14 protein-coding genes and 1 pseudogene are annotated in these 18,894 nt (G+C 69.4%); 9 read left to right on the top strand and 6 right to left on the bottom strand.

Annotation, left to right across the window (positions count from 1 at the left end; translation table 11 throughout):
- Positions 1-132: 132 nt before the first annotated feature.
- Positions 133-564 (bottom strand): type II toxin-antitoxin system VapC family toxin, encoded by a 432-nt coding sequence (locus BQ7391_RS06150; RefSeq protein WP_075279798.1) that lies wholly within the window; start codon positions 562-564, stop codon positions 133-135.
- Entirely contained in the window at positions 557-838 is a 282-nt protein-coding gene (locus tag BQ7391_RS06145) for a type II toxin-antitoxin system RelB/DinJ family antitoxin (protein ID WP_075279797.1), read from the bottom strand. Before BQ7391_RS06145 ends, BQ7391_RS06150 begins: the two co-directional genes overlap by 8 nt.
- 81 nt (positions 839-919) lie before the next feature.
- On the opposite strand from BQ7391_RS06145, the gene BQ7391_RS11965 reads away from it, so the two are divergent.
- Positions 920-1,498 (top strand): P-loop NTPase family protein, encoded by a 579-nt coding sequence (locus tag BQ7391_RS11965; protein ID WP_200799587.1) that lies wholly within the window; start codon positions 920-922, stop codon positions 1,496-1,498.
- On the opposite strand, the gene BQ7391_RS06135 is transcribed toward BQ7391_RS11965, so the two are convergent.
- From BQ7391_RS06135 to BQ7391_RS06125, 3 genes are all read right to left on the bottom strand, one after another.
- Positions 1,390-2,631, bottom strand: coding sequence for an MFS transporter (locus BQ7391_RS06135; RefSeq protein WP_075279795.1), 1,242 nt, complete (start codon positions 2,629-2,631; stop codon positions 1,390-1,392). The genes BQ7391_RS11965 and BQ7391_RS06135 overlap by 109 nt on opposite strands.
- Positions 2,632-3,024: 393 nt before the next feature.
- Complete coding sequence (locus BQ7391_RS06130; RefSeq protein ID WP_075279794.1) at positions 3,025-5,610, bottom strand: heavy metal translocating P-type ATPase; 2,586 nt, start codon at positions 5,608-5,610, stop codon at positions 3,025-3,027.
- A gap of 90 nt (positions 5,611-5,700) precedes the next feature.
- Entirely contained in the window at positions 5,701-6,036 is a 336-nt protein-coding gene (locus BQ7391_RS06125; protein ID WP_075279793.1) for a metal-sensing transcriptional repressor, read from the bottom strand.
- Between the two features lie 309 nt (positions 6,037-6,345).
- Here BQ7391_RS06125 and BQ7391_RS12750 point away from each other — a divergent pair.
- A pseudogene (locus BQ7391_RS12750) lies at positions 6,346-7,305 on the top strand (IS1096 element passenger TnpR family protein); the annotation flags it as partial.
- A gap of 373 nt (positions 7,306-7,678) precedes the next feature.
- On the top strand, positions 7,679-8,764 hold the full coding sequence (locus BQ7391_RS06110) for a GNAT family N-acetyltransferase (protein ID WP_075279791.1): 1,086 nt from the start codon (positions 7,679-7,681) through the stop codon (positions 8,762-8,764).
- Positions 8,765-8,806: 42 nt separating this feature from the next.
- Here BQ7391_RS06110 and BQ7391_RS06105 read toward each other — a convergent pair whose 3' ends face one another.
- Positions 8,807-9,010, bottom strand: coding sequence for a hypothetical protein (locus BQ7391_RS06105; RefSeq protein ID WP_075279790.1), 204 nt, complete (start codon positions 9,008-9,010; stop codon positions 8,807-8,809).
- A 154-nt stretch (positions 9,011-9,164) separates the two neighbouring features.
- On the opposite strand from BQ7391_RS06105, the gene BQ7391_RS06100 reads away from it, so the two are divergent.
- The 6 genes from BQ7391_RS06100 to BQ7391_RS06075 all read left to right on the top strand — a co-directional run bounded on the left by BQ7391_RS06100 (position 9,165) and on the right by BQ7391_RS06075 (position 18,385).
- Positions 9,165-10,400, top strand: coding sequence for an iron-containing alcohol dehydrogenase (locus BQ7391_RS06100; RefSeq protein WP_075279789.1), 1,236 nt, complete (start codon positions 9,165-9,167; stop codon positions 10,398-10,400).
- Positions 10,401-10,703: 303 nt separating this feature from the next.
- Positions 10,704-13,184 carry a thioester domain-containing protein gene (locus BQ7391_RS06095; RefSeq protein WP_075279788.1) on the top strand — a complete coding sequence of 827 codons (2,481 nt, stop codon included), beginning with the start codon at positions 10,704-10,706 and terminating at the stop codon, positions 13,182-13,184.
- Positions 13,185-13,325: 141 nt separating this feature from the next.
- Entirely contained in the window at positions 13,326-13,976 is a 651-nt protein-coding gene (locus BQ7391_RS06090) for a DedA family protein (RefSeq protein ID WP_075279787.1), read from the top strand.
- Between the two features lie 183 nt (positions 13,977-14,159).
- Positions 14,160-15,095, top strand: a complete 936-nt coding sequence (locus BQ7391_RS06085; RefSeq protein WP_075279786.1) for a PNPOx family protein — start codon at positions 14,160-14,162, stop codon at positions 15,093-15,095.
- Between the two features lie 242 nt (positions 15,096-15,337).
- Entirely contained in the window at positions 15,338-17,842 is a 2,505-nt protein-coding gene (locus tag BQ7391_RS06080; RefSeq protein ID WP_083662130.1) for a glycoside hydrolase family 3 C-terminal domain-containing protein, read from the top strand.
- 42 nt (positions 17,843-17,884) lie between these two features.
- The gene (locus tag BQ7391_RS06075; protein WP_075279784.1) at positions 17,885-18,385 is read left to right on the top strand and encodes a GtrA family protein; all 501 of its coding nucleotides are present in this window, start codon (positions 17,885-17,887) and stop codon (positions 18,383-18,385) included.
- The last annotated feature ends 509 nt before the right edge of the window (positions 18,386-18,894 follow it).

Raw genomic sequence — 18,894 nt, 5'->3', positions numbered from 1 at the left:
CGACCATGGACCTCACGATCCTCTTCGTCGTCGTGCTTCTGCTCGTTGCGATCTCGCTGCGCAACCGGCGCCGCAAGAGGTGGCACGACCGCCGAGACTGACGCCATGTAACTTTGGGTGGGCTCCTTCCAGCTAGCATCCCCGGATCTTCAGATACTCCGCACACGTGACCGCCCGCACCTTTGACCTTGCGAAGGCGCGGGCGTCCCGCGTGAGGATGAAGTCAACGTCATTGAGCTCCGCACAGGCTCGGATGAGCCCGTCCTCAAAGTCGGGCTCGTTCCCGTGCAGAGAGAGATCACACTCCTCCGCGCCTATCGGCGCGATGGTCAGCAGCTCCGTGAGCTTCTTGATTGAGGTCCGCGCGCAGGACTCCCCATACTGCCTGCAGAGGATGTAGTACGCATCCTTGAGCGAGCTCACGGCCACAATTCCCATGTCGCCTTCTCCGTTGCAGAAGCGAAGAACCTCACATGCCTCCTTGGACTGGGGACGCTCGGGACAAACGGCATCAAGAACGACATTGGTGTCAAAGAGGAGGCGCCTGCTGTTGTAGCTACGCATAGCGGCTCGCAATCATGTCCTTCATCTGCTCGTCCGTCAGGTCCGCGAGCCACGTTGCCTTGGGCAGGCTTGCCCTGAACGCCATGAAGTCCTCGAACGCGTCGGGGGTCTCGCCCTGCGCCTCCCCCTCGTCCGGGACCTCGCCCGTCCGCGCGATGTTCTCCCAGACCACCCGAATGACGTCCGCCGGGGTTAGTCCCGCGGCCTTTATGTAGGCATCCGCGCGCTGCCGCACCCGCTCATCAACCCGGCCCGAGACAACCGCCGTAGCCATTTCCCACCCCCGTTGCTTTTCTCTGTCTACACGTCTACACTATAGCAGAACACATATTCGGTTTCAAGGCGGGAGGGGCACATGGAGCGCATCGCCATCGTTGGTAGCTCGGGCGCGGGGAAGTCCACCCTCGGGAGGGCGCTGCGCGACATAACCGGCCTCCCCCTGCATTACCTCGACATGGTCTGGCACCTGCCCGACGGCGGCCACGTTGCGCCGGAAGGATTCGACGCGGCGCACGCAAGCCTCGTAGCTCGGCCACGCTGGATCATCGACGGAACCTACCTGCGCACGCTTCCGGAGCGCCTGGAGAGGGCCGACACCGTCTTTCTCCTCAGCCTGCCCACGCAGGAGTGCCTCGACGCCGTCCGCTCTCGCATCGGAGGGCCGCGAGAGGACCTCCCCTGGAAGGAGACGGAGCTCGACCCGGAGTTCGAGCGCTACGTCATGGAGTTCCGGGAGAAGAAGGAGCCTCTGGTCCGCGAGGCCCTCGAGAGGCGCCCGGCAACCTGCCAGCTCGGCGAGCTCAGCTCGCGCGCCGAGATAGCCGCCTACCTCTCGCGGATGGAGCGGGAGAGCCACGCTGCGACCGCCGCCGTCGCCACGGCGGCGACGAGCGCGACCGACCAGGCCGGCACGCGGTCGAAGGCCAGCCCGTAGACCACCTGCCCGGCGGGCGCCGCGAAGTTCGCGAGCATGACCGTGAGCGCCATGACCTTGCCAACCAGCGTCTCTGGCGCCTTGAGCTGCAGGTACGACATGGCGACGATGGAGAGCGCCATGCAGAAGGCCATCGACGCGAGATAGGCAGCGAGCATCCCCGCGTAGGCCCCGAGCGCGGGCAGCGGCGCGGCGAGCACGGCCGCTATGGCAGCGAGGCCCGCTGCCGTGCAGCCGAGAAGCGCCGGCGAGCTCTTGATGCCCAGCCCGCCCGGACGCAGCGCCACCACGGCGCCGCCGACGAGGCCGCCCACCGCAAGGGTGCCCTGGAGAACCCCGAGCAGCTGGTTGGAGAGGCCCAGCGTCTCGGTGACGATATAGGACGAGCCCACGTTGAAGAAGGAGGACCCGAACAGGTTGACGAGCGTTGCCGCGATGATGATGCGCCACATCACGGGACGCGAGCGCAGGAAACGCAGGGCCTCCGCGAGGTCGTTTCGGACCGTGGCGAGGGGCCCCGCCGTGCGCTCGGGAGGCTCGTAGGGCACCCGCACGAACGCGAGCACCAGAACGCCCGCCGCCACGAAGCACGCCGCCGAGACCACCACGATGGGCGCCAGCCCAAAGAACCCGAAGACGAGCCCGCCGAGCACCGGCCCTCCGATGCCCGTGAGCATGCTCACCTGGTTGGTCACCGCGACGGCCTGCTCCAGGCGCTCGGGCGCCACCACGCGCGGAACCGAGGACTGCACGCAGGGCTGGTAGATGGCCTGCGCCGCGAAGGCGACCATCAGCACGGCGGCGGTGAGGGGGACGAGCTGCGTGGACCCGGAGAGCGCCAGGTAGCCGAGAAGCGCCGCGGCGAGCGCGAGGTCGCACGCCGCCATCACGGCGCGCTTGCGCGTGCGGTCGGCAACCACGCCGCCGATGGGCGCGAGCAGCAGGTACGGCACGTTGCCGAGCGCGATGACCGTCCCGTAGAGCGTGCCCGAGCCCGTGAGGTTGAGCAGGTGGAGCGGAATCACGAACTGCAGGATCTCCATCCCCAGCAGCGAGAAGACCTGGGCGACCATGATGGCCACGAACCCCGGCGAGAAGAGGCGCGCACCCCGCCTGCCCGACGTCTGCGTCATCAGCTTCCCCTTTCATACATGCAGTTGGTATGTATATTGTCCTGAAAGAAAGCCGCGCGAGGCGGCCCTTTCGCCCAAACGTCACGATACGGGAGTCCAGCGGTTGCCACCACCAACCCCTGGCTGCATTTCACGTGCGCCACCAGCGGTTTCCTCCCCCGCCCCAGCCGCCTTGGACGCGCCCTGCCCTTGTCCCGAGAGGGACGCCCACGCCGACGTCGCTCACGTCTGCCGCGGCGGCGTCCAAAAGACCGCGGCGCGCGAGGTTGCCGGTCGCCCGGAGGGATGACGGGGCGTCCGCCCCGATCGGTGCGCGCCACGCCGCTTAGGTGGGGCGCCGGGCTGCGTCCCCCGCAGCCCGGCGCCCGCCCCGAGGCCTCGCCTCCCGTCCAGCTACGCCACGGCGGCCTCGTAGCCGGCGTCGACGACGGCGGCCACGAGCGCGCCATCGGCAACGCCCTCGGTAGCCTCGACGGTCGCGGTGCCGGCCTCGAGATTCACGTCCACGGAGCTCACGCCGTCAACGCCCTCGAGCGCCTTCTTCACGTGCGCGACGCAGTGCTGGCACATCATGCCGGTGACGTTCAGGGTCTTGGTCATGGTTGGTTCCCTTCTCTCGGTCGCGGGCGCGGGCGCGCCGGCGACGCTCTCAACGGACACGGCCACCCGGGTGGCCGGGGTTGCCTCGGATGCCGCGCGACCGCTCGGCCTCCAGGTGCGCAGGCGCAGCGCGTTGCTCACCACGAAGACGGAACTGAAGCCCATGGCGGCCGCGCCGATCATCGGGTTGAGCGTCACGCCCCAGGGCGAGAGCACGCCCGCCGCCACGGGGATGCAGATGGCGTTGTAGAAGAGCGCCCAGAAGAGGTTCTGCTTGATGTTGCGCATCGTGGCGCGGGAGAGCTCCATGGCGGTCGCCACGTCGGCCGGGTCGGAGTGCATGAGCACCACGTCGGCCGAGGAGATGGCGACGTCCGTGCCGGCGCCGATGGCGATGCCCACGTCCGCGCGCGCGAGCGCCGGCGCGTCGTTGATGCCGTCTCCCACCATGGCGACGGTGCGCCCGGCGTCCTGCAGCTCGCGGACCTTGGCCTCCTTCTGCGCGGGAAGCACGCCGGCGATGACCTCGTCGACGCCCACCTGGCGCCCCACGGCGGCGGCGGTGCGCTCCTGGTCGCCGGTGAGAAGGACCGTCCGGGCGCCCATCGCGCGGAGGCGCGCGATGGCAGAGGCGCTCGTGGGCTTGACGGGGTCGGCCACGGCGATCATGCCCAGGGCACGTCCCCCCGCCGAGAAGAACAGCGGGGTCTTGCCGCCGTCCGCGAGCGCCTCGGCCGCGTCCGCGAGCTCGCCGAGCTCCACGCCATGCGCGGCCATGAGGCGCGCGTTGCCGGCGAGCGCGGGCGAGCCGTCCACCGTTGCGGAGAGGCCGCCGCCCGCGACCTGCTCGAACCTCTCGACGCGCACGTCCTTCTCGGCATCCGCGCCCTTCTCGTCCGCATAGGCGCAGACGGCGCCGGCCAGCGGGTGCTCGCTCTTGCGCTCGAGGCACGAGGCCACGCGCAGCAGCTCGTCCTCAGACACGCCCGAAGCGAGAAGGACGTCCGTCACGTGCGGCTTTCCCGCCGTCACGGTGCCGGTCTTGTCCAGCACGACGGCGTCCACGCCGCAGGCGGTCTCGAGCGCCTCCGCGGACTTGATGAGGATGCCGTTGGCGGCGCCGCGGCCCGTGCCCACCATGATCGCCGTGGGCGTGGCCAGGCCGAGCGCGCACGGGCAGGAGATCACCAGAATCGAGATTGCGTGCGTGAGCGCCGTTGCCACGTCGCCCGCGAGCGCGAGCCACGCCGCGAACGTCACCGCCGCTATTGCGATGACCACGGGAACGAAGACGCCGGCGATCTTGTCCGCCATGCGCTCGATGGGGGCCTTGGAGCTCGTTGCCTCGTCGACGAGGCGGATGATGCCGGCAAGCGTGGTGTCGTCGCCAACGGCCCGGGCCTCCATCGCGAACCAGCCGCGCGTGGAGACCGTGGCGCCGGTCACGCGGTCGCCAAGTCCCTTCTCCACGGGCACGCTCTCGCCCGTGATGGCGGACTCGTCCACCGCCGCCGAGCCCTCGACCACCACGCCGTCCACCGGCACGGACTCGCCGGCGCGAACGATCACGCGCTCCCCCACCCGCACGTCCTCGGTGGGGACCTCCGTCTCCTTGCCGTCGCGCACGACCGTGGCGGTCCTGGGCGCGAGGTCCATGAGCGCGGCGATGGCGTCCGTGGTGCGACCCTTGGCGCGGGCCTCGAAGAACTTGCCCAGCGTGATGAGGGTGAGAATCATGCCCGCGGAGTCAAAGTAGAGGCTGTGGGCGGCGTCGTGGAGCGTGGCCACGTCGCCCGCTCCCGCGGCCCATGCCATACGGTAGAGCTGCGCGATGCTCCAGGCGGTAGACGCCGACGAGCCCAGTGCGATGAGCGAGTCCATGTTGGGCGCACGGCGCGCCAGCGTCCTGAAGCCGGTTATGAAGTAGTGGCGGTTCACAAGGAGGATCGGAGCGCACAGCAGGAGCTGCGTGAGCCCGAGCGCCACGAGGTTGGCCTCGCCCGCGAGCGCGGGCGGCTGCGGCCAGCCGAACATCGGGCCCATTGCCACGTAGAAGAGCGGGACCGAGAAGACCGCGGAGACGATCAGCTGGTCGCGCTTCTCGCGGGTCGCCCTCTCGGCGGCCGCGCCGGGACGCTCGGCTGGCGCGGCGCGCCTCTCGCCGGCCGGCATGCGACGGGCGGCCCCGTAGCCGGACTTCTCGATGGCCTCCACCACGGCGGCGGCCGTCTCGGGAGAGCCGTCGTAGTCGAGCTCCATCGAGTTCTTGAGCAGGTTCACGTTGGCGCAGGCCACTCCGGGCACCTCGCCCGCCGCCTTCTGCACGCGCGACGAGCACGCCGCGCAGGTCATGCCCGTTATGTCAAAGGTCTCCCTCATCGAGGCCCCTTCCCTGATGTGTCAATTGGGGACAGTCCCCAATTGACAGAAATGTTTTATGTGAATTGGGGACTGTCCCCAACTCGCAGCTCACATGAACTTCTTGAAGAGGTCCATGACCTCGTCGGTGACCTCGGTGTCGCCAGCCTGGATGCGCTCGACGACGCAGGTCTCGAGGTGGTCGCGCATGACCTCGCGCGAGATGGCCTTCACCGCCGACTCGACGGCGGCGAGCTGCGTGAGGACGTCGCCGCAGTAGCGGTCCTCCTCCACCATCACCCGGATGCCGTTCAGCTGCCCCACCGCGCGGTTGATGCGCCGTGCGACGCTCGCCTTGAGCTCCGGCGATCGCGGCGTGTGCTTAAGCTCGCCGCAATGTGGGCAGGCGCGTCGCTCGACGCCCTTTTCGACGCTTCCCTCGGTCATGTCTTCCCTCCCTGCCAGATACCCCCTAGGGGTTTCCGTTTCGATGTACTCTATACCCCATGGGGGTACCTGTCAAACAGCGGGTCGGCGATTGGTGGCGAATCGTTGCGAATCCGACGCCGCGACGCGGCCGAGGCCCCGCCCCCCGCGCGCCCGGGGCGAGAAGGGCGCCGCCCGCCGATTGCGCCCGGCCTGTCGCAAGCCGGGCTGACGCCGCCACCTGCGCCGTCAGCAACCGGCCCGCAGGCGGGCAGACACCGCTGCGACCAGGGCTGCTAGGCTCGTCTCCCACGGGAGAAGGGAGCTTCGATGCACTGCCACTACGACGACTTCGGCTTCGAGGGCGACTACGGGTACGGACGCGCGCCCGAATACGCTCGCGGCGGCAGGCCCGCGACGCTGAACGCCCGCCTGAGCGACATCTTCACCCTCGCGCTGCTCTATCTGAACCCCGACTACGAGCGCTCTGGCGGCGACGCCGTGGTGTCGCAGCGCGTCCACGCGTTCGGCTCGCTCCAGCGCCTCGCGGAGTGCGGCCTCATCCACCGCCTCCCCGACGACGCGAGCGTCTCATTCACCGAGGAGGGCGTGCGGGAGGCGCGGGGGCTGCTCAAGTTCCTGCAGATCGCCCTGGGCCCGCACATCGGGGCGAGCCTCGACGACATACGGGACGCGGAGCCCGAGCTCCTCGCCCACGAGATCGTCGACGGCGCCGGACCCCTCACGATGGACGAGATCGCCTACGCCCTCTCGGGCAGGCCCGCCGCGGGACATCCCGCGCCCCTGGGCCCGACCATGCTCGCCGACCCGCCCGCGTCCTATCATCGCGCGGCGGGCGATGGGAGGGCCTTCCTCCTCATGGTTCGTCTGCCCCTCAGGGCGGGCGGGCCCTACGGCAGGAGTGTCGCGTGCTGGAGGAAGATCCTCGTCCCGGCAGGCCTCACCTTCCTCGACCTGCACATCGTGATACAGCGCTGCTTCTGCTGGCTCGACACGCATCCCTTTGGGTTCGAGCTCAGGCACGGGGGAAAGAACCACCTCATCGGGGAGCCGGAGGTCCTCGGCGAGGTGCCGAGGGTGGAGTCGCGCCGTCACGCGTTCCTGCACGAGGAGGCCTCGGAGACGCTTCTGGGCGACCTGCTCACTCGCAGGTGGCAGGCGGTGACGTACTGCTATGGGACCGGATGCCCATGGCGCCACGACATCGAGGTCCTCGACGTCGTGGACGGCCTCGCCGCGGCAGGCCCCCAGCTGCTCGACGGCATCGGCGACGCTCCTGGCGACTGGATGCTCAGCGCCGAGGAGCTTGTCGAATTCACGGAGGGGCTCCTCCTGAACGAGGCGAGCCAGCTCAAGGCGCTCGCGGATGCAGGGGAACGGGGCTTCGAGCCCTTCGCGCTCTCGAGCGCGCGAAGGAAGCTCATGGGCTTCGAGGAACATCGCGCGCATTGGCAGGAGCGTCTCGACGCGAGGGGCTCCGAGGGCGAGCCCTCCTCGTGGGGGCTGGGCCTCAGCCCGAGGCCGCCCCGCCCTCGGGCTGAGGCCCAGCCCCCACGAGGAGGGCGCCCGCACGGGGCGGCCAACTCTACGAGCGCGAAGGCGGCAGATGTGCGATGCTGTGGTGAGCCGATTGGAGGCAGCCATGACACAGCACCTCGAGACCACGCGCCTGACCCTGCGACCTTGGAGGGAGTCCGACGCCGATGCGCTCTTCCGCTACGCGCGCGACCCCGACGTCGGCCCGCGCGCCGGATGGGCCGCGCACGAGAGCGTCGAGGAGAGCCGCCGGGTGATTCGCGAGGTGCTCGCCATGCCGGAGAGCTACGCCATCGTGCTCAAGCGGCGCGCAGGGGACCTGCCCGTCGGCGCGATCGCCCTCATGTTTGGCGCGACGTCCGACCTCGCCCGGTCGAGCCGGGAGGCAGAGCTGGGCTACTGGGTCGGCCGGCCCCTCTGGGGGCAGGGCATCGTTCCCGAGGCGGCGGCAGCCCTGCTCGAGCACGCCTTCTCCGACCTGCGCCTCGACGCGGTCTGGGCAAGCTACTACGAGGGCAACGAGCAGAGTCGGCGCGTGCAGGAGAAGCTCGGCTTCGTCCCCGACCGCATCATCGAGTCGCTGCCCCGGCCGCTCCTCGGCGACGCTGCGCGCACCCACGTCAACGTGCTCAGCCGCGAGCGCTGGACCCGCATGGGCCACGCTCACCGCGGCCTCATCGACGAGCAGCAGGCCGAGAAGCGCGACATAGTGGAGAGCCTGTCCCTGGTGGCACTCGTCCGCTCGGGTGGACAGACCGGGGCGGACCGCGGCGCGCTCGACGCCGCCCGCGAGATGGGGGTCGCCCTGTGCGGCTGGTGCCCGGCGGGCGGCCTCGCGGAGGACTGCCCCGAGGCCCCCGGCCTGATCGGCCCCTACCCCGAGCTCAGGGAGACGCCGAGCGCCGGGTACATCCAGCGCACGGCATGGAACGTGCGCGACTCCCACGCGACCCTCATCGTATCCCCGGGTGGGCTCGAGCCCAAGAGCGGCACCGAGGCCACGGTCGACTTCGCCCGCGCGTACGGGCGCCCCGTGCTCGTGATCGAGGGCGCCGGGGAGGTGTCGCGGGCGCGGGAATGGCTCGAGGGCATCGGCCGAGAGCTGACGCTCAACGTGGCGGGCCCCCGCGCCTCCAAGGCGCCCGGGGTCTACGAAATCACGCGCGGGATCGTCCGCGAGCTTCTTTCCTAGGCGGCGCGCCCCGGGGGCCGGCAAGAAGGAGGCGACGGGGGGTCAGGCACCCCGCTCCGCACGGCTCAGCGCGGCGCCGCACCCCGCGACGAGGGCGCTCGCGGCGGTGGCGGCGAGCACGTCGGCGGACGGCGAGACAAGAAGCAGCCCGAGCCCCAGCACCGCTCCGGTGCCGCAGAGAAGGGCCGTGAGCGCCCCGAGCCTTCGCAGGTACGACGCGTTCCTGCCGAGCAGCGCCTCAGCCATGCCCCTCAGCCTCCTCCTACGGAACCTGTACGCTGCCCTTACGATAGATGCGCCGCGTAACGCGCGCGTAAGCCGCGCGGCAGGAAACGGCAAGCTCGGCGGGAGCGGGGCGCAAGCGCTAAGCTCTTCTCGACATTCCGTCGAAAGGACCGTCATGAACGACTTCACGTTCCTCTGCCCCACCAAGTTCGTCTTTGGCCGGGGAGTCACCGATCGCGTCGGTGCGGAGCTCGGGGCCCTCGGAAGACGCCGCGCGCTCGTGGTTTACGGCCAGGGCTCGGCCGTGCGCACCGGCACGCTCGGCAGAGTGCTTGCCTCGCTCGACGCGGAGGGAATCGCCCACGAGGAGCTCTCCGGCGTCCGGCCCAATCCCGAGGTCGGCCTCGTGCGCGCGGGCGTCGAGCGGGCCCGCGACATCGGGGCGGACGTCATCCTCGCCGTCGGCGGCGGGTCGGTCATCGACACCGCCAAGGCGATCGCGCTCGGCGTCCCCTATCAGGGCGACGTCTGGGACCTCTTCTCGAGGGCCGCCGAGCCCGTCGCCGAGGGCAAGCCGCCCGTCGCCTGCGTCCTCACCATCCCCGCCGCCGGGTCCGAGGCCTCGGCGAGCTGCGTCATCACCAACGACGAGCTTCGCCTCAAGCGAGGGCTCTCGAGCGAGCTCCATCGCCCCGCCGTCTCGATCATGGACCCCGAGCTCACCTTCACCCTCCCCTCCTACCAGACCGCCGCCGGGGTCACCGACATGATCGCCCACGTCATCGAGCGGTACTTCTCCTCCGCGGGGCCGGTCCCGGTGACCGACGGCATCGCGTGCGCGATCGTGCGCTCGCTCGTGGAGGAGGCGCCGCGCGCGCTCGCCGACCCCGCCGACTACGACGCCCGCGCCAACATCATGTGGGCGGGCATGCTCGCGCACAACGACATCGCCGGCCTCGGCAGGAGCAGCGTCGCCGGCGGCCGCGCGGGCGGCTGGGAGAGCCACGCCCTCGAGCACGAGCTCTCCGCCCATGACGCCCGCATCACGCACGGAGCGGGGCTCGCCGTCATCGTGCCCGCCTGGATGCGCCACGTATGGCGCGAGAACCCGGACCGCTTCCTCGCGTTCGGCCGCGACGTCTTTGGGATTGAGCCCGTCGACCCCACCGAGGACGCCGTGGACGTGACGGCCGAGGAGGCCGTCGCCGACGCCGTGGGCGCGACGATTGACGAGCTGCAGGGCTTCTTCGTCTCGCTCGGCATGCCGAGGACGCTCTCGGAGCTCGGCGTCACGAGAGGGCAGATTCCTGCGCTCCTCGGCACCCTGGAGAAGAACAAGGGCCCCGTCTTCGGCGAGTTCCGACGCCTGACGATGGAGGACGCGCGGCAGATCTACGAGTCCGCGCTGTAGGCAAGAAGGGCGACGCGTCGCGGCCCTCCGTCCCGACAAACGGGGCGGAGGGCCCTTTTCTATGGCCTTGAGCTGTGACGATACAAATCCTTGCAAAAAAGACTCCCCCGTCTGCAGAGACTGTGAGCGCCTTCCGCCCGCAGGCGAGAAGGACGCGCCTGCCGATAGGTTCCGAAACCGACCTCCGTTGGCGTGCGCCCTCACCTGCCCCGTCAGCGGCCCGTCAGAGGACGGGAAGACAACCTCTCGACGCCCCTTGGTACGCTCGCCCGACCCATCGGAAATCGATCGAGAGGAGCCTGCATGGAGCAGTTCAGGACAGCCATCGGACATCGTCGCGAGGGGGTGACGGGCGTCGCGAGGCTCGCCACCCTCGTCGCGGCGCTCCTTCTCCTGCTCTGCGTTGCGTGCGGGGCGGCGCCGCGGGAGGCGCTCGCCATCGGAGACGCCGTAACCGTGCGCAGCGTGGCGTCGCCCAGCAACGAAGACGGCTTTGACGCCGGCACCCACTACTTCGACGTCATGGACGGCACGGGCACCACCGTCGCCGTGGGGTACTGCATGAACCTCGGGCGAGTGAACCCGGAGACGCTCTCCTACGACGCGGGATGGGAGTACGCCACCGGCGCGCTCGCCTACATCGCCTACCACGGCTTCCCGGGCACCAGCGCCATCGCCGGCCACCAGCTGAGCGAGCTCGGGGCGCGCACCGCCACGGCGCTCGCGGTGTACATGCAGCAGGGCTACATCGAGCCCGGCGTGGAGTGCTACGTCCCGGTGGGCGCCTGGGAGGGCGGCGGTGGCTACAGCTTCGCCGACCGCGGCCCCACCAGCGTCGAGGTCAGGCAGGCGGCGCTCGACCTGTACCTCGAGGCGCAGGCGCGCGCCGGCGAGGACGGCCCCTGGAACGAGGCGGTCCGCGTCTACCACGCCCCGCGCGCCAACGTGCAGAACATGCTCGTTATCGAGCGCAGCGCCTCCGCGACGCTCGTCAAGCGTGACGCGGCGAGCGGGGAGGCCCTGGCGGGAGCGGAGTTCGACGTCGTCGCAAGGGGGGACGTCGTCGCCCCCGACGGGACCGTCCAGGCGGCAGACGGACAGGTCGTGGCGCATGTGACCACGGGCGCCGACGGCACGGCGCGCACAAGCGGGCTGCCCCTCGGGTCGGGCGCCGCCACCTATGCCTTCGTGGAGACGAAGGCGCCGGACGGATACGTCCTCGACGGGACGCCCCATGAGTTCACGGTGTCGACGGGCGGCGAGCAGACCTCCGTCGTCACGGTGACCGTCGAGGCGGCGAACGAGAAGAACTCGCTCGTCGTGACGAAGTCGGAGCTGGGAAGCGAGGAGACGACCCTCCCCGGGACCGAGTTCGCCTGGTGGGACGCCGACGAGGGCGACGACCCCGCATCGGCGACGAGCGTCCGAACGCTTGTCGTGGGCGATGACGGGACTCTGAGAGTCGAGGGGCTGGCACCGGGCGACTGGCACCTCGTGGAGACCAGGCCCGTTCCCGGGCACCTGCTCGATGAGACGGTGCGGACCGTCCACGTCGACGAGGCCGGGCTCGTATCCGGAAGCTGGCTCGTCGGGGGCGCCCACGCCACCGCGAGGCTGGAGAACGACTACACCAGGGTCGACGTCTCCAAGCGCTCCGCGACCGGAGAGGACGAGGTGCCCGGAGCGACGCTCACCGTGCGCGATGAGGAGGGAAATCTCATCGAGATGTGGGTCTCGGGAACCGAGCCGCACCGCATCGAGCGCCTCGAGCCGGGCACCTACACGCTGACGGAGGAGATGACGCCCCGAAACTATGACCAGGCGGAGACCGTCACCTTCACCGTCGAGGAGACGGGGGAGGTGCAGACCGTCGTCATGCGGGACGACCCCATCGAGGTGTCCGGGCAGATCGACAAGCGGCAGGAGATCGCCGACCCCGTCGCGACGCGCACGGAGGCCAACGGCGACGGGGCCAACCGGGCCGGGGTCACCGTCTCCGATGACGGGTCGTACGAGTACGGGATCGACTTCAGGAGCACGAGCTCGACCTGGGCTGACGAGCTCACCGTGACCGACCGGATTGATGCCGCGGCAGAGGGCCTCGCCGAGCTCTCGTCAATCGTCACCCCGCGCGCGAGCGGGGACTACGACGGCCTCATGAACGTCTGGTACCAGACCAACCTCACCGACCCCGCCCACGTCGACGCGAGCGGCGCCAACGCCACGCGCTCAGACGGGCACGACAACCCGTGGCTCGAGGGCGAGGGAAGGCAGCTCGGCTACGAGGGATGGAGGCTCTGGCGCGCCGACGTGCCCGCCGACGAGGCCGTTGAGCTCGCGGTCTCCGAACTCGGGCTCGGCGACGGGGAGGTCGTGACCGGCATCCGCCTCGAGTACGGGCGCGTCGAGGCGGGCTTCACCACCCGGACGGGCGACTGGGACCGTGACGACCTCAAGGACGCGCACGACGACCTCGACGACCTTGCGGCATCTCATGGCGACGGCCTCTCCCCCGCCATCGTTCGCATGCGCGCCACGGAGTCGTACGTCGAGGGGACCTCTCTCGACAACGCCGCGCGCGTCGACCTCTACCGCAACGGAGGGGGCGAGGGGCTCGAGGCGCACGACGAGGACGCGGTGACGCAGACGGCCGCGACGACCCCCGAGTCCCCGGAGGGCCTGCCCGGCACCGGCGAGGACGCGTTCCCCGCGGCGCTCGTCGTCCTTCTCGGCACGGCCTGCGTCGCCATGCCCCTGCTTCGTTGGCGCCTTCGCCTGAGGTAACCCCGGCGCCCCGGCCGACCGCGGCCGGGGCGCGGCGAACGGCCGGGGCGCCGCAGTTCTGTGCAATCGCTGATTATTCCACCGGACCGCCCGGGGACTGGGATAATGTTCTCGTTTGTGCCGTCGAGCAGAAGGAGCCCCATGGAGGACGTCTTCACCAACCTCATCAGCCAGTTCGGATACATCGGCGTCTGGTTTCTCATCTTCTTCGAGAACGTGTTCCCGCCCATCCCGTCCGAGCTGATCTTGCCCCTCTCTGGCTTCTTCACCACGACGACCGACCTCACGCTCCCCGGCGTCATCATCGCGGCCACCATCGGCTCGATCACCGGCGCCTACATCCTCTACGGAGTCGGGCGCCTCCTCTCTCGCGAGCGCCTCATGACGTTCTTCGGCACGCGTCCGATGCGCCTTCTGGGCTTCAAGCCCGAGGACATCTCGAGCGCCGTCGACTGGTTCGACCGCAAGGGCCAGGTGACCGTGCTCATCTGCCGCTGCATCCCCGTCGTGCGCAGTCTCATCTCCATCCCCGCCGGAACCGCCAAGATGGGCGTCGTGCGCTTCTCGCTCTACACGCTCGTCGGATCTGCCGTCTGGAACAGCGTGCTTTGCTCGCTCGGCGCCGCGGCCGGCAGCGCCTGGGAGACCGTGACCGCCCAGGCGGAGTGGGTCTCCGACATCGTCAAGTACGTGATCATCGCCATCGTCGTCGTGGCCGTGATCTTCTGGGTCGTCAAGCGCATCATCCCTGCCCTGCGCGAGCAGAAGGACGGCGAGGGCCAGCAGAGGTAGAGCCCGCATCCCCGCACGCACCGCCAAGCCTGGGCGGCTCCCGGACGCACCCACGAGGTCAGTCCGGGAGCCGCCGTCTTCATCTGCCCCGTCTCCCCACCCCGGGACACGACCTGTGACAGGGGGACGGAGGCATTGTCACCGCTCCGTCCCCCTGTCACAGACAGAAGGAGGAACAAGATCGTGAGCAGCTTCAAGGACCTGAGGATCGTCGACAACTTCTACCAGACGTCGGCCTTCTTCCCCATGCCAACGGTGTGCGTCTCCACGATGAACCCCGACGGCTCCCTCAACATCGGCTCGTACTCGCTCTGCTTCCCGTACTACATCGCCGGCAAGGACCGCTACGCGATGCTCCTGGAGTGCCGCAACACGTCCAACACCTGCGCGAACCTGCTCCGCACCCACAAGTGCGCCCTGAACTTCATCCCCGATGACCGCGAGAGCTTCAAGGAGGCCGTGCGTCTGGGATTCCCCGGCCCCTCCGCCGAGAAGATGGGAGGGCTCAGGTTTGAGATGGAGCCCGGCCAGGCCGACCCCACTGACCCGCTGCGCCCGCCCGTGATCAAGACCGCGTTCCAGGTCTTCGAGTGCACCTGGGCCGCGGAGCTCGAGGGCGCGGACAGGTTCCGCGTCGAGGACATCGACGACGGCCACCCCGGCCCCTACAACGACTTCAACGGCATCACGTCCAGGTACGGCGCCCACTTCATCCTGCACATCGACAAGATCCTCATGAAGGAGCGCTACTACGACGCCATCGTGAACGGCGTCAGCAAGAGCAGCTTCCCGCCCGTGCCCGTGGACTACGGCTACCGCGACTCCACCAACTTCTGGTACACGCGCTTCCCCAAGCTCACGAAGCCCATCGCCGAGCCCGTCCCCGCCCCCAAGGAGGTCGACATCGAGTCCATCCGCTACGCGGCCAACCGCGCGGACGACACGGTCAAGTTCACCGACGAGGCGCTCAGGAACTTCGTCAAGGTGCCGCGCCCGTTCCTCAAGACCGTCCTCAACGGCTGCGTGGCCTGGGCCAAGGAGAACGGCGTCGAGCTCATCACCGACGAGCACGTCAAGATCATCAACGACAAGCGCCGCGCCGAGAAGGACAGGCGCTGAGGGACGCCAGGGGGACGGAGCGGTGCCATCCCCTCCGTCCCCCTGGCACGCGTGCAGCTTGTGCCGCCCATTCGACCGCTCGTGCCACGTCGCCCGCCCTTCTCGCCTCGCGCGTCTACGCTAGTGGCGTGGGGGCGAGCGCCAATCGTGTCTGCAGACGCGCCAATCGTGTCAGTGCGCCCGGGGAAGGGCTCGGCCTCAATATATTTGAGATGATGCCGAGCCTGTCGAAGGGGAGAGACATGAAACACGAGGACATCATCAGGAAGCTCTCGCTCGCCGAGAAGTGCGCGCTGCTCCAGGGCGGCACCACCTTTGGGAGCTGGCCGAACGAGCGCGCCGGCATCCCGGCCATCGAGTTCTCGGACGGCCCCTCGGGCGTGCGTCACCAGGCCGGCGCAGCCGATCACCTCGGCCTCAACGGCTCTGAGCCCGCCACGTGCTTCCCCACCGCCGTGACGATGGCGAACACGTGGGACACCGAGCTCGAGGAGCGCGTCGGCGCCGCGATGGGCCAGGAGGCCGCCGTCCAGAAGGTGGGGACGCTGCTCGCCCCCGGCCTCTGCATCAAGCGCAACCCGCTCTGCGGCCGCAACTTCGAGTACTTCTCGGAGGACCCGCTCGTCTCCGGCAAGATGGCCGCGGCCTTCGTCCGGGGCGTCCAGTCCAACGGCATCGGCGCCTGCCCCAAGCACTACGCCGTCAACAGCCAGGAGGCGCGCCGCCAGGCGTCCGACTCCATCCTCGACGAGCGCACCCTGCGCGAGATCTACCTCGCCGGCTTTGAGACCGTGGTCCGCGAGGCCGACCCCATGACCATCATGAGCTCGTACAACCTCGTGAACGGCGTCTACGCCAACGAGAACGAGCACCTGCTCCAGGAGATCCTGCGCGACGAGTGGGGCTTCGACGGCTCCGTCGTCACCGACTGGGGCGGCTCCAACGACCACGCCGCCGGCGTGGCGGCGGGCTCGACCTTCGAGATGCCGGCCCCGGGCCTCGGCTCCACCCGAGAGCTCATCGCCGCCGTCGAGGCGGGCACCATCACCGAGGCCGACGTCGACGCGCGCGTGGACGAGGTCATCGACCTCGCGCTCAAGGTGACCCCTGCCGTCGAGGCGGCGCCGGCCTCCTTCGACGCCGACGCGCACCACGCGCTCGCCCGCGAGGCCGCCGCGGCCGGCTGCGTCCTGCTCAAGAACGACGGCCCCATCCTGCCGCTCCCCGCGCACGCCAAGGTCGCGCTCATCGGCGACTTCGCCAAGACCCCGCGCTACCAGGGCGCCGGCTCCTCCGCCGTCAACTGCACCAAGGTCGACAGCCTGCTCGACCTCATCGGCGAGACCAGCCTCGACCTCGTGGGCTACGAGCCCGGCTTCGAGCGCCACGGCGGCGAGAACGCCTCCAAGCGCGCCGCGGCCCTCGACCTCGCGCGCCACGCCGACGTCATCTTGCTCTGCCTCGGCCTCGACGAGATCGCCGAGTCCGAGGGCGCCGAGCGCCTCACCATGCGCCTGAACGAGAACCAGGTCGAGCTCGCCCACGCCGTCGCCGAGGTCAACCCCAACGTCGTCGTGCTGCTCTCCGCCGGCTCCTGCGTGGAGACCGACTGGGTCCAGGACGCGCGCGCCGTGCTCTACTGCGCGCTCGGCGGCCAGGCGGGCGCGGGCGCCGCGCTCGACGTGGTCACCGGCGCCGTCTGCCCCTCCGGCAAGCTCGCCGAGACCTGGCCGGTGCGCCTCGAGGACGTCCCCTCCTCCGCCAACTTCCCCTCCGAGGATAAGAGCGCCGAGTACCGCGAGGGGCTCTACGTGGGCTATCGCTACTTTGACACCGCCAAGGTGCCGGTGGCGTTCCCCTTCGGCTTCGGCCTCTCGTACACCTCCTTCGCCTACTCGGACCTCAAGGCAACGGCGGACGCGGCGAGCTTCACCGTCACCAACACCGGCGCCGTGGCAGGCGCCGAGGTGGCCCAGCTCTACGTGGCCAAGCCCGACCACGAGGTCTTCCGGCCGGAGCAGGAGCTCAGGGGCTTCGCCAAGGTCGAGCTCGCCCCCGGAGAGTCCAAGGTCGTCACCATCCCGCTCTCCGAGCGCGCCTTCAGCTACTTCAACGTCAAGACCAACCGCTGGGAGGTCGAGGCGGGCACCTACGAGCTGCGCGTCGCCGCCGCCTCCGATGACGTCCGCCTCACCGCGGAGCTCCGGCTCGCCGGAACCGGCGCCCCCAACCCCTACGCCGGCGTCGACGTGGCGCCCTACGACTCCGCCGACGTGCTCCGCGTGGACGACGCGCACTTCGCCGCCCTCCTCGGCCATGCCATCCCGAGCAACGAGGCCAAGATCGAGCGCAACATGTGCTTCCGCGACCTCAACCACGGTCGCTCCCTCATCTTCTGGGTCGTGTGGCTCGTCCTGCGCACCCTGAAGAACGCCGCTGACAAGTCCGGCCACCCCAACCTCAACGTGCTCTTCATCTGGAACATGCCGCTGCGCGCCCTTGCCAAGATGACCAACGGCATGGTGGACATGGGCCTCGTCGACGCCCTCGTCCGAGAGGTCAAGGGCTACGGCTGGGCGGGCATCGCCCTTCTCGCCCTCTCGGTCGCGCTCGGCTGGGGCGTCGGCGTGGGCATCCTGCTGTGGGCGCTGTGGGTGCTCGCGCCCATCCTCTTCGCCTTCGTCATGAACCTCGTGCGCAACAACGCGCTCGCCAAGAAGATCGCGTCCGCATCGCGCGCCTGCTAAGCCCCGTCAACGACCGCCAGAACGTCACAGAAAGGACCCGCCATGAGCTTCAAGACTTGGACCGAGGAGCACCAGGGAATCTGGGAGTTCATCAAGTTCAACATCCTCTCGAACGTCTCCACTATCTCCCGCTTCGTCTTCACGTGGATCGGCACCGCCATCTTCATCAACGCGATGCAGATGACCCAGCCCTTCCAGTTCCTCATCTTCAACTACACCGAGCCGAGCTCCAACGGCCTAGGCGGCTTCGTGACCTTCCTCATCGCCGAGGTCGTGGCGCAGGTCGTCAACTTCTTCGTCCAGATGAAGTGGGTCTTCAAGTCCGACGCCTCCTTCAAGGACGCCGCGTGGAAGTACGCCATCCTCGCCGTGGTCATCGTCGTGGTGAACCTCATCCTCCCCGGCTACGTGATGAGCTTCTGCCAGACCACCTTCGGCTGGGACGCCGGCCTCTCCGGCACCGTCGCCTCCGTCGTGAACACGCTGCTCGCCGTCATCGTGAGTTTCCCGCTCCTCAAGTTCTGGATCATGCCGAGCAAGTAGCCCCGCAAAGGACGCGCTCCGCATCCCGGCGCCCCGGCCACCCCGAGGTCGGGGCGCTCTTCTGTGGCGGGGCGCCACGGGCGGGCGCCCTCGGGAGGCCGGGAGCGCCCGTTCTTCTCGCCATCCCCGCGACAGCGCACCGAGAAGGGCCCGCCACCGCGACACGATGGCGGAGCCGCCCTTGCGGCATCACGGGCTCTCTGCGCCGCGGGCTCTTCTTACCCGAGCGCTGGCCTCAAGACGGCGCGGCTCGGAAGAGCCTCCCACGCGCGGCGGGCGACAGTCATCCAGACTCGGACGCTTGACGGGCAAACCCTGCGGCTCGTCCGATTCCCGGGCGCCTGGACCGGCCGGCGCCGCGTCCCCTGCCCGCTCCGCACGTATGTGTGTTTTGCCAGATGTAACCTTCACCTAACTTTTCTCAGCTCCATCAAGTTCTCATATCTGGTAGTTTGAAGAGTGCCGTTATCCCGCGGCGGGCGTAACGCGCCCAACCTTAGATAAAGGAG

Source organism: Thermophilibacter provencensis, from assembly GCF_900128445.1.
Taxonomy (GTDB): Bacteria; Actinomycetota; Coriobacteriia; order Coriobacteriales; family Atopobiaceae; genus Thermophilibacter; species Thermophilibacter provencensis.
This window is presented reverse-complemented; position numbering and strand designations above follow the sequence as displayed.

Excerpts from the sequence above, each read along its gene's own strand:
- BQ7391_RS06100 (WP_075279789.1), top strand. The coding sequence starts at position 9,165 with ATGAACGACTTCACGTTCCTCTGCCCCACCAAGTTCGTCTTTGGCCGG.
- BQ7391_RS06130 (WP_075279794.1), bottom strand. The coding sequence starts at position 5,610 with ATGAGGGAGACCTTTGACATAACGGGCATGACCTGCGCGGCGTGCTCG.
- BQ7391_RS06095 (WP_075279788.1), top strand. The coding sequence starts at position 10,704 with ATGGAGCAGTTCAGGACAGCCATCGGACATCGTCGCGAGGGGGTGACG.
- BQ7391_RS06110 (WP_075279791.1), top strand. The coding sequence starts at position 7,679 with ATGACACAGCACCTCGAGACCACGCGCCTGACCCTGCGACCTTGGAGG.
- BQ7391_RS06075 (WP_075279784.1), top strand. The coding sequence starts at position 17,885 with ATGAGCTTCAAGACTTGGACCGAGGAGCACCAGGGAATCTGGGAGTTC.
- BQ7391_RS06145 (WP_075279797.1), bottom strand. The coding sequence starts at position 838 with ATGGCTACGGCGGTTGTCTCGGGCCGGGTTGATGAGCGGGTGCGGCAG.
- BQ7391_RS11965 (WP_200799587.1), top strand. The coding sequence starts at position 920 with ATGGAGCGCATCGCCATCGTTGGTAGCTCGGGCGCGGGGAAGTCCACC.
- BQ7391_RS06135 (WP_075279795.1), bottom strand. The coding sequence starts at position 2,631 with ATGACGCAGACGTCGGGCAGGCGGGGTGCGCGCCTCTTCTCGCCGGGG.
- BQ7391_RS06080 (WP_083662130.1), top strand. The coding sequence starts at position 15,338 with ATGAAACACGAGGACATCATCAGGAAGCTCTCGCTCGCCGAGAAGTGC.
- BQ7391_RS06150 (WP_075279798.1), bottom strand. The coding sequence starts at position 564 with ATGCGTAGCTACAACAGCAGGCGCCTCCTCTTTGACACCAATGTCGTT.
- BQ7391_RS06090 (WP_075279787.1), top strand. The coding sequence starts at position 13,326 with ATGGAGGACGTCTTCACCAACCTCATCAGCCAGTTCGGATACATCGGC.
- BQ7391_RS06105 (WP_075279790.1), bottom strand. The coding sequence starts at position 9,010 with ATGGCTGAGGCGCTGCTCGGCAGGAACGCGTCGTACCTGCGAAGGCTC.
- BQ7391_RS06125 (WP_075279793.1), bottom strand. The coding sequence starts at position 6,036 with ATGACCGAGGGAAGCGTCGAAAAGGGCGTCGAGCGACGCGCCTGCCCA.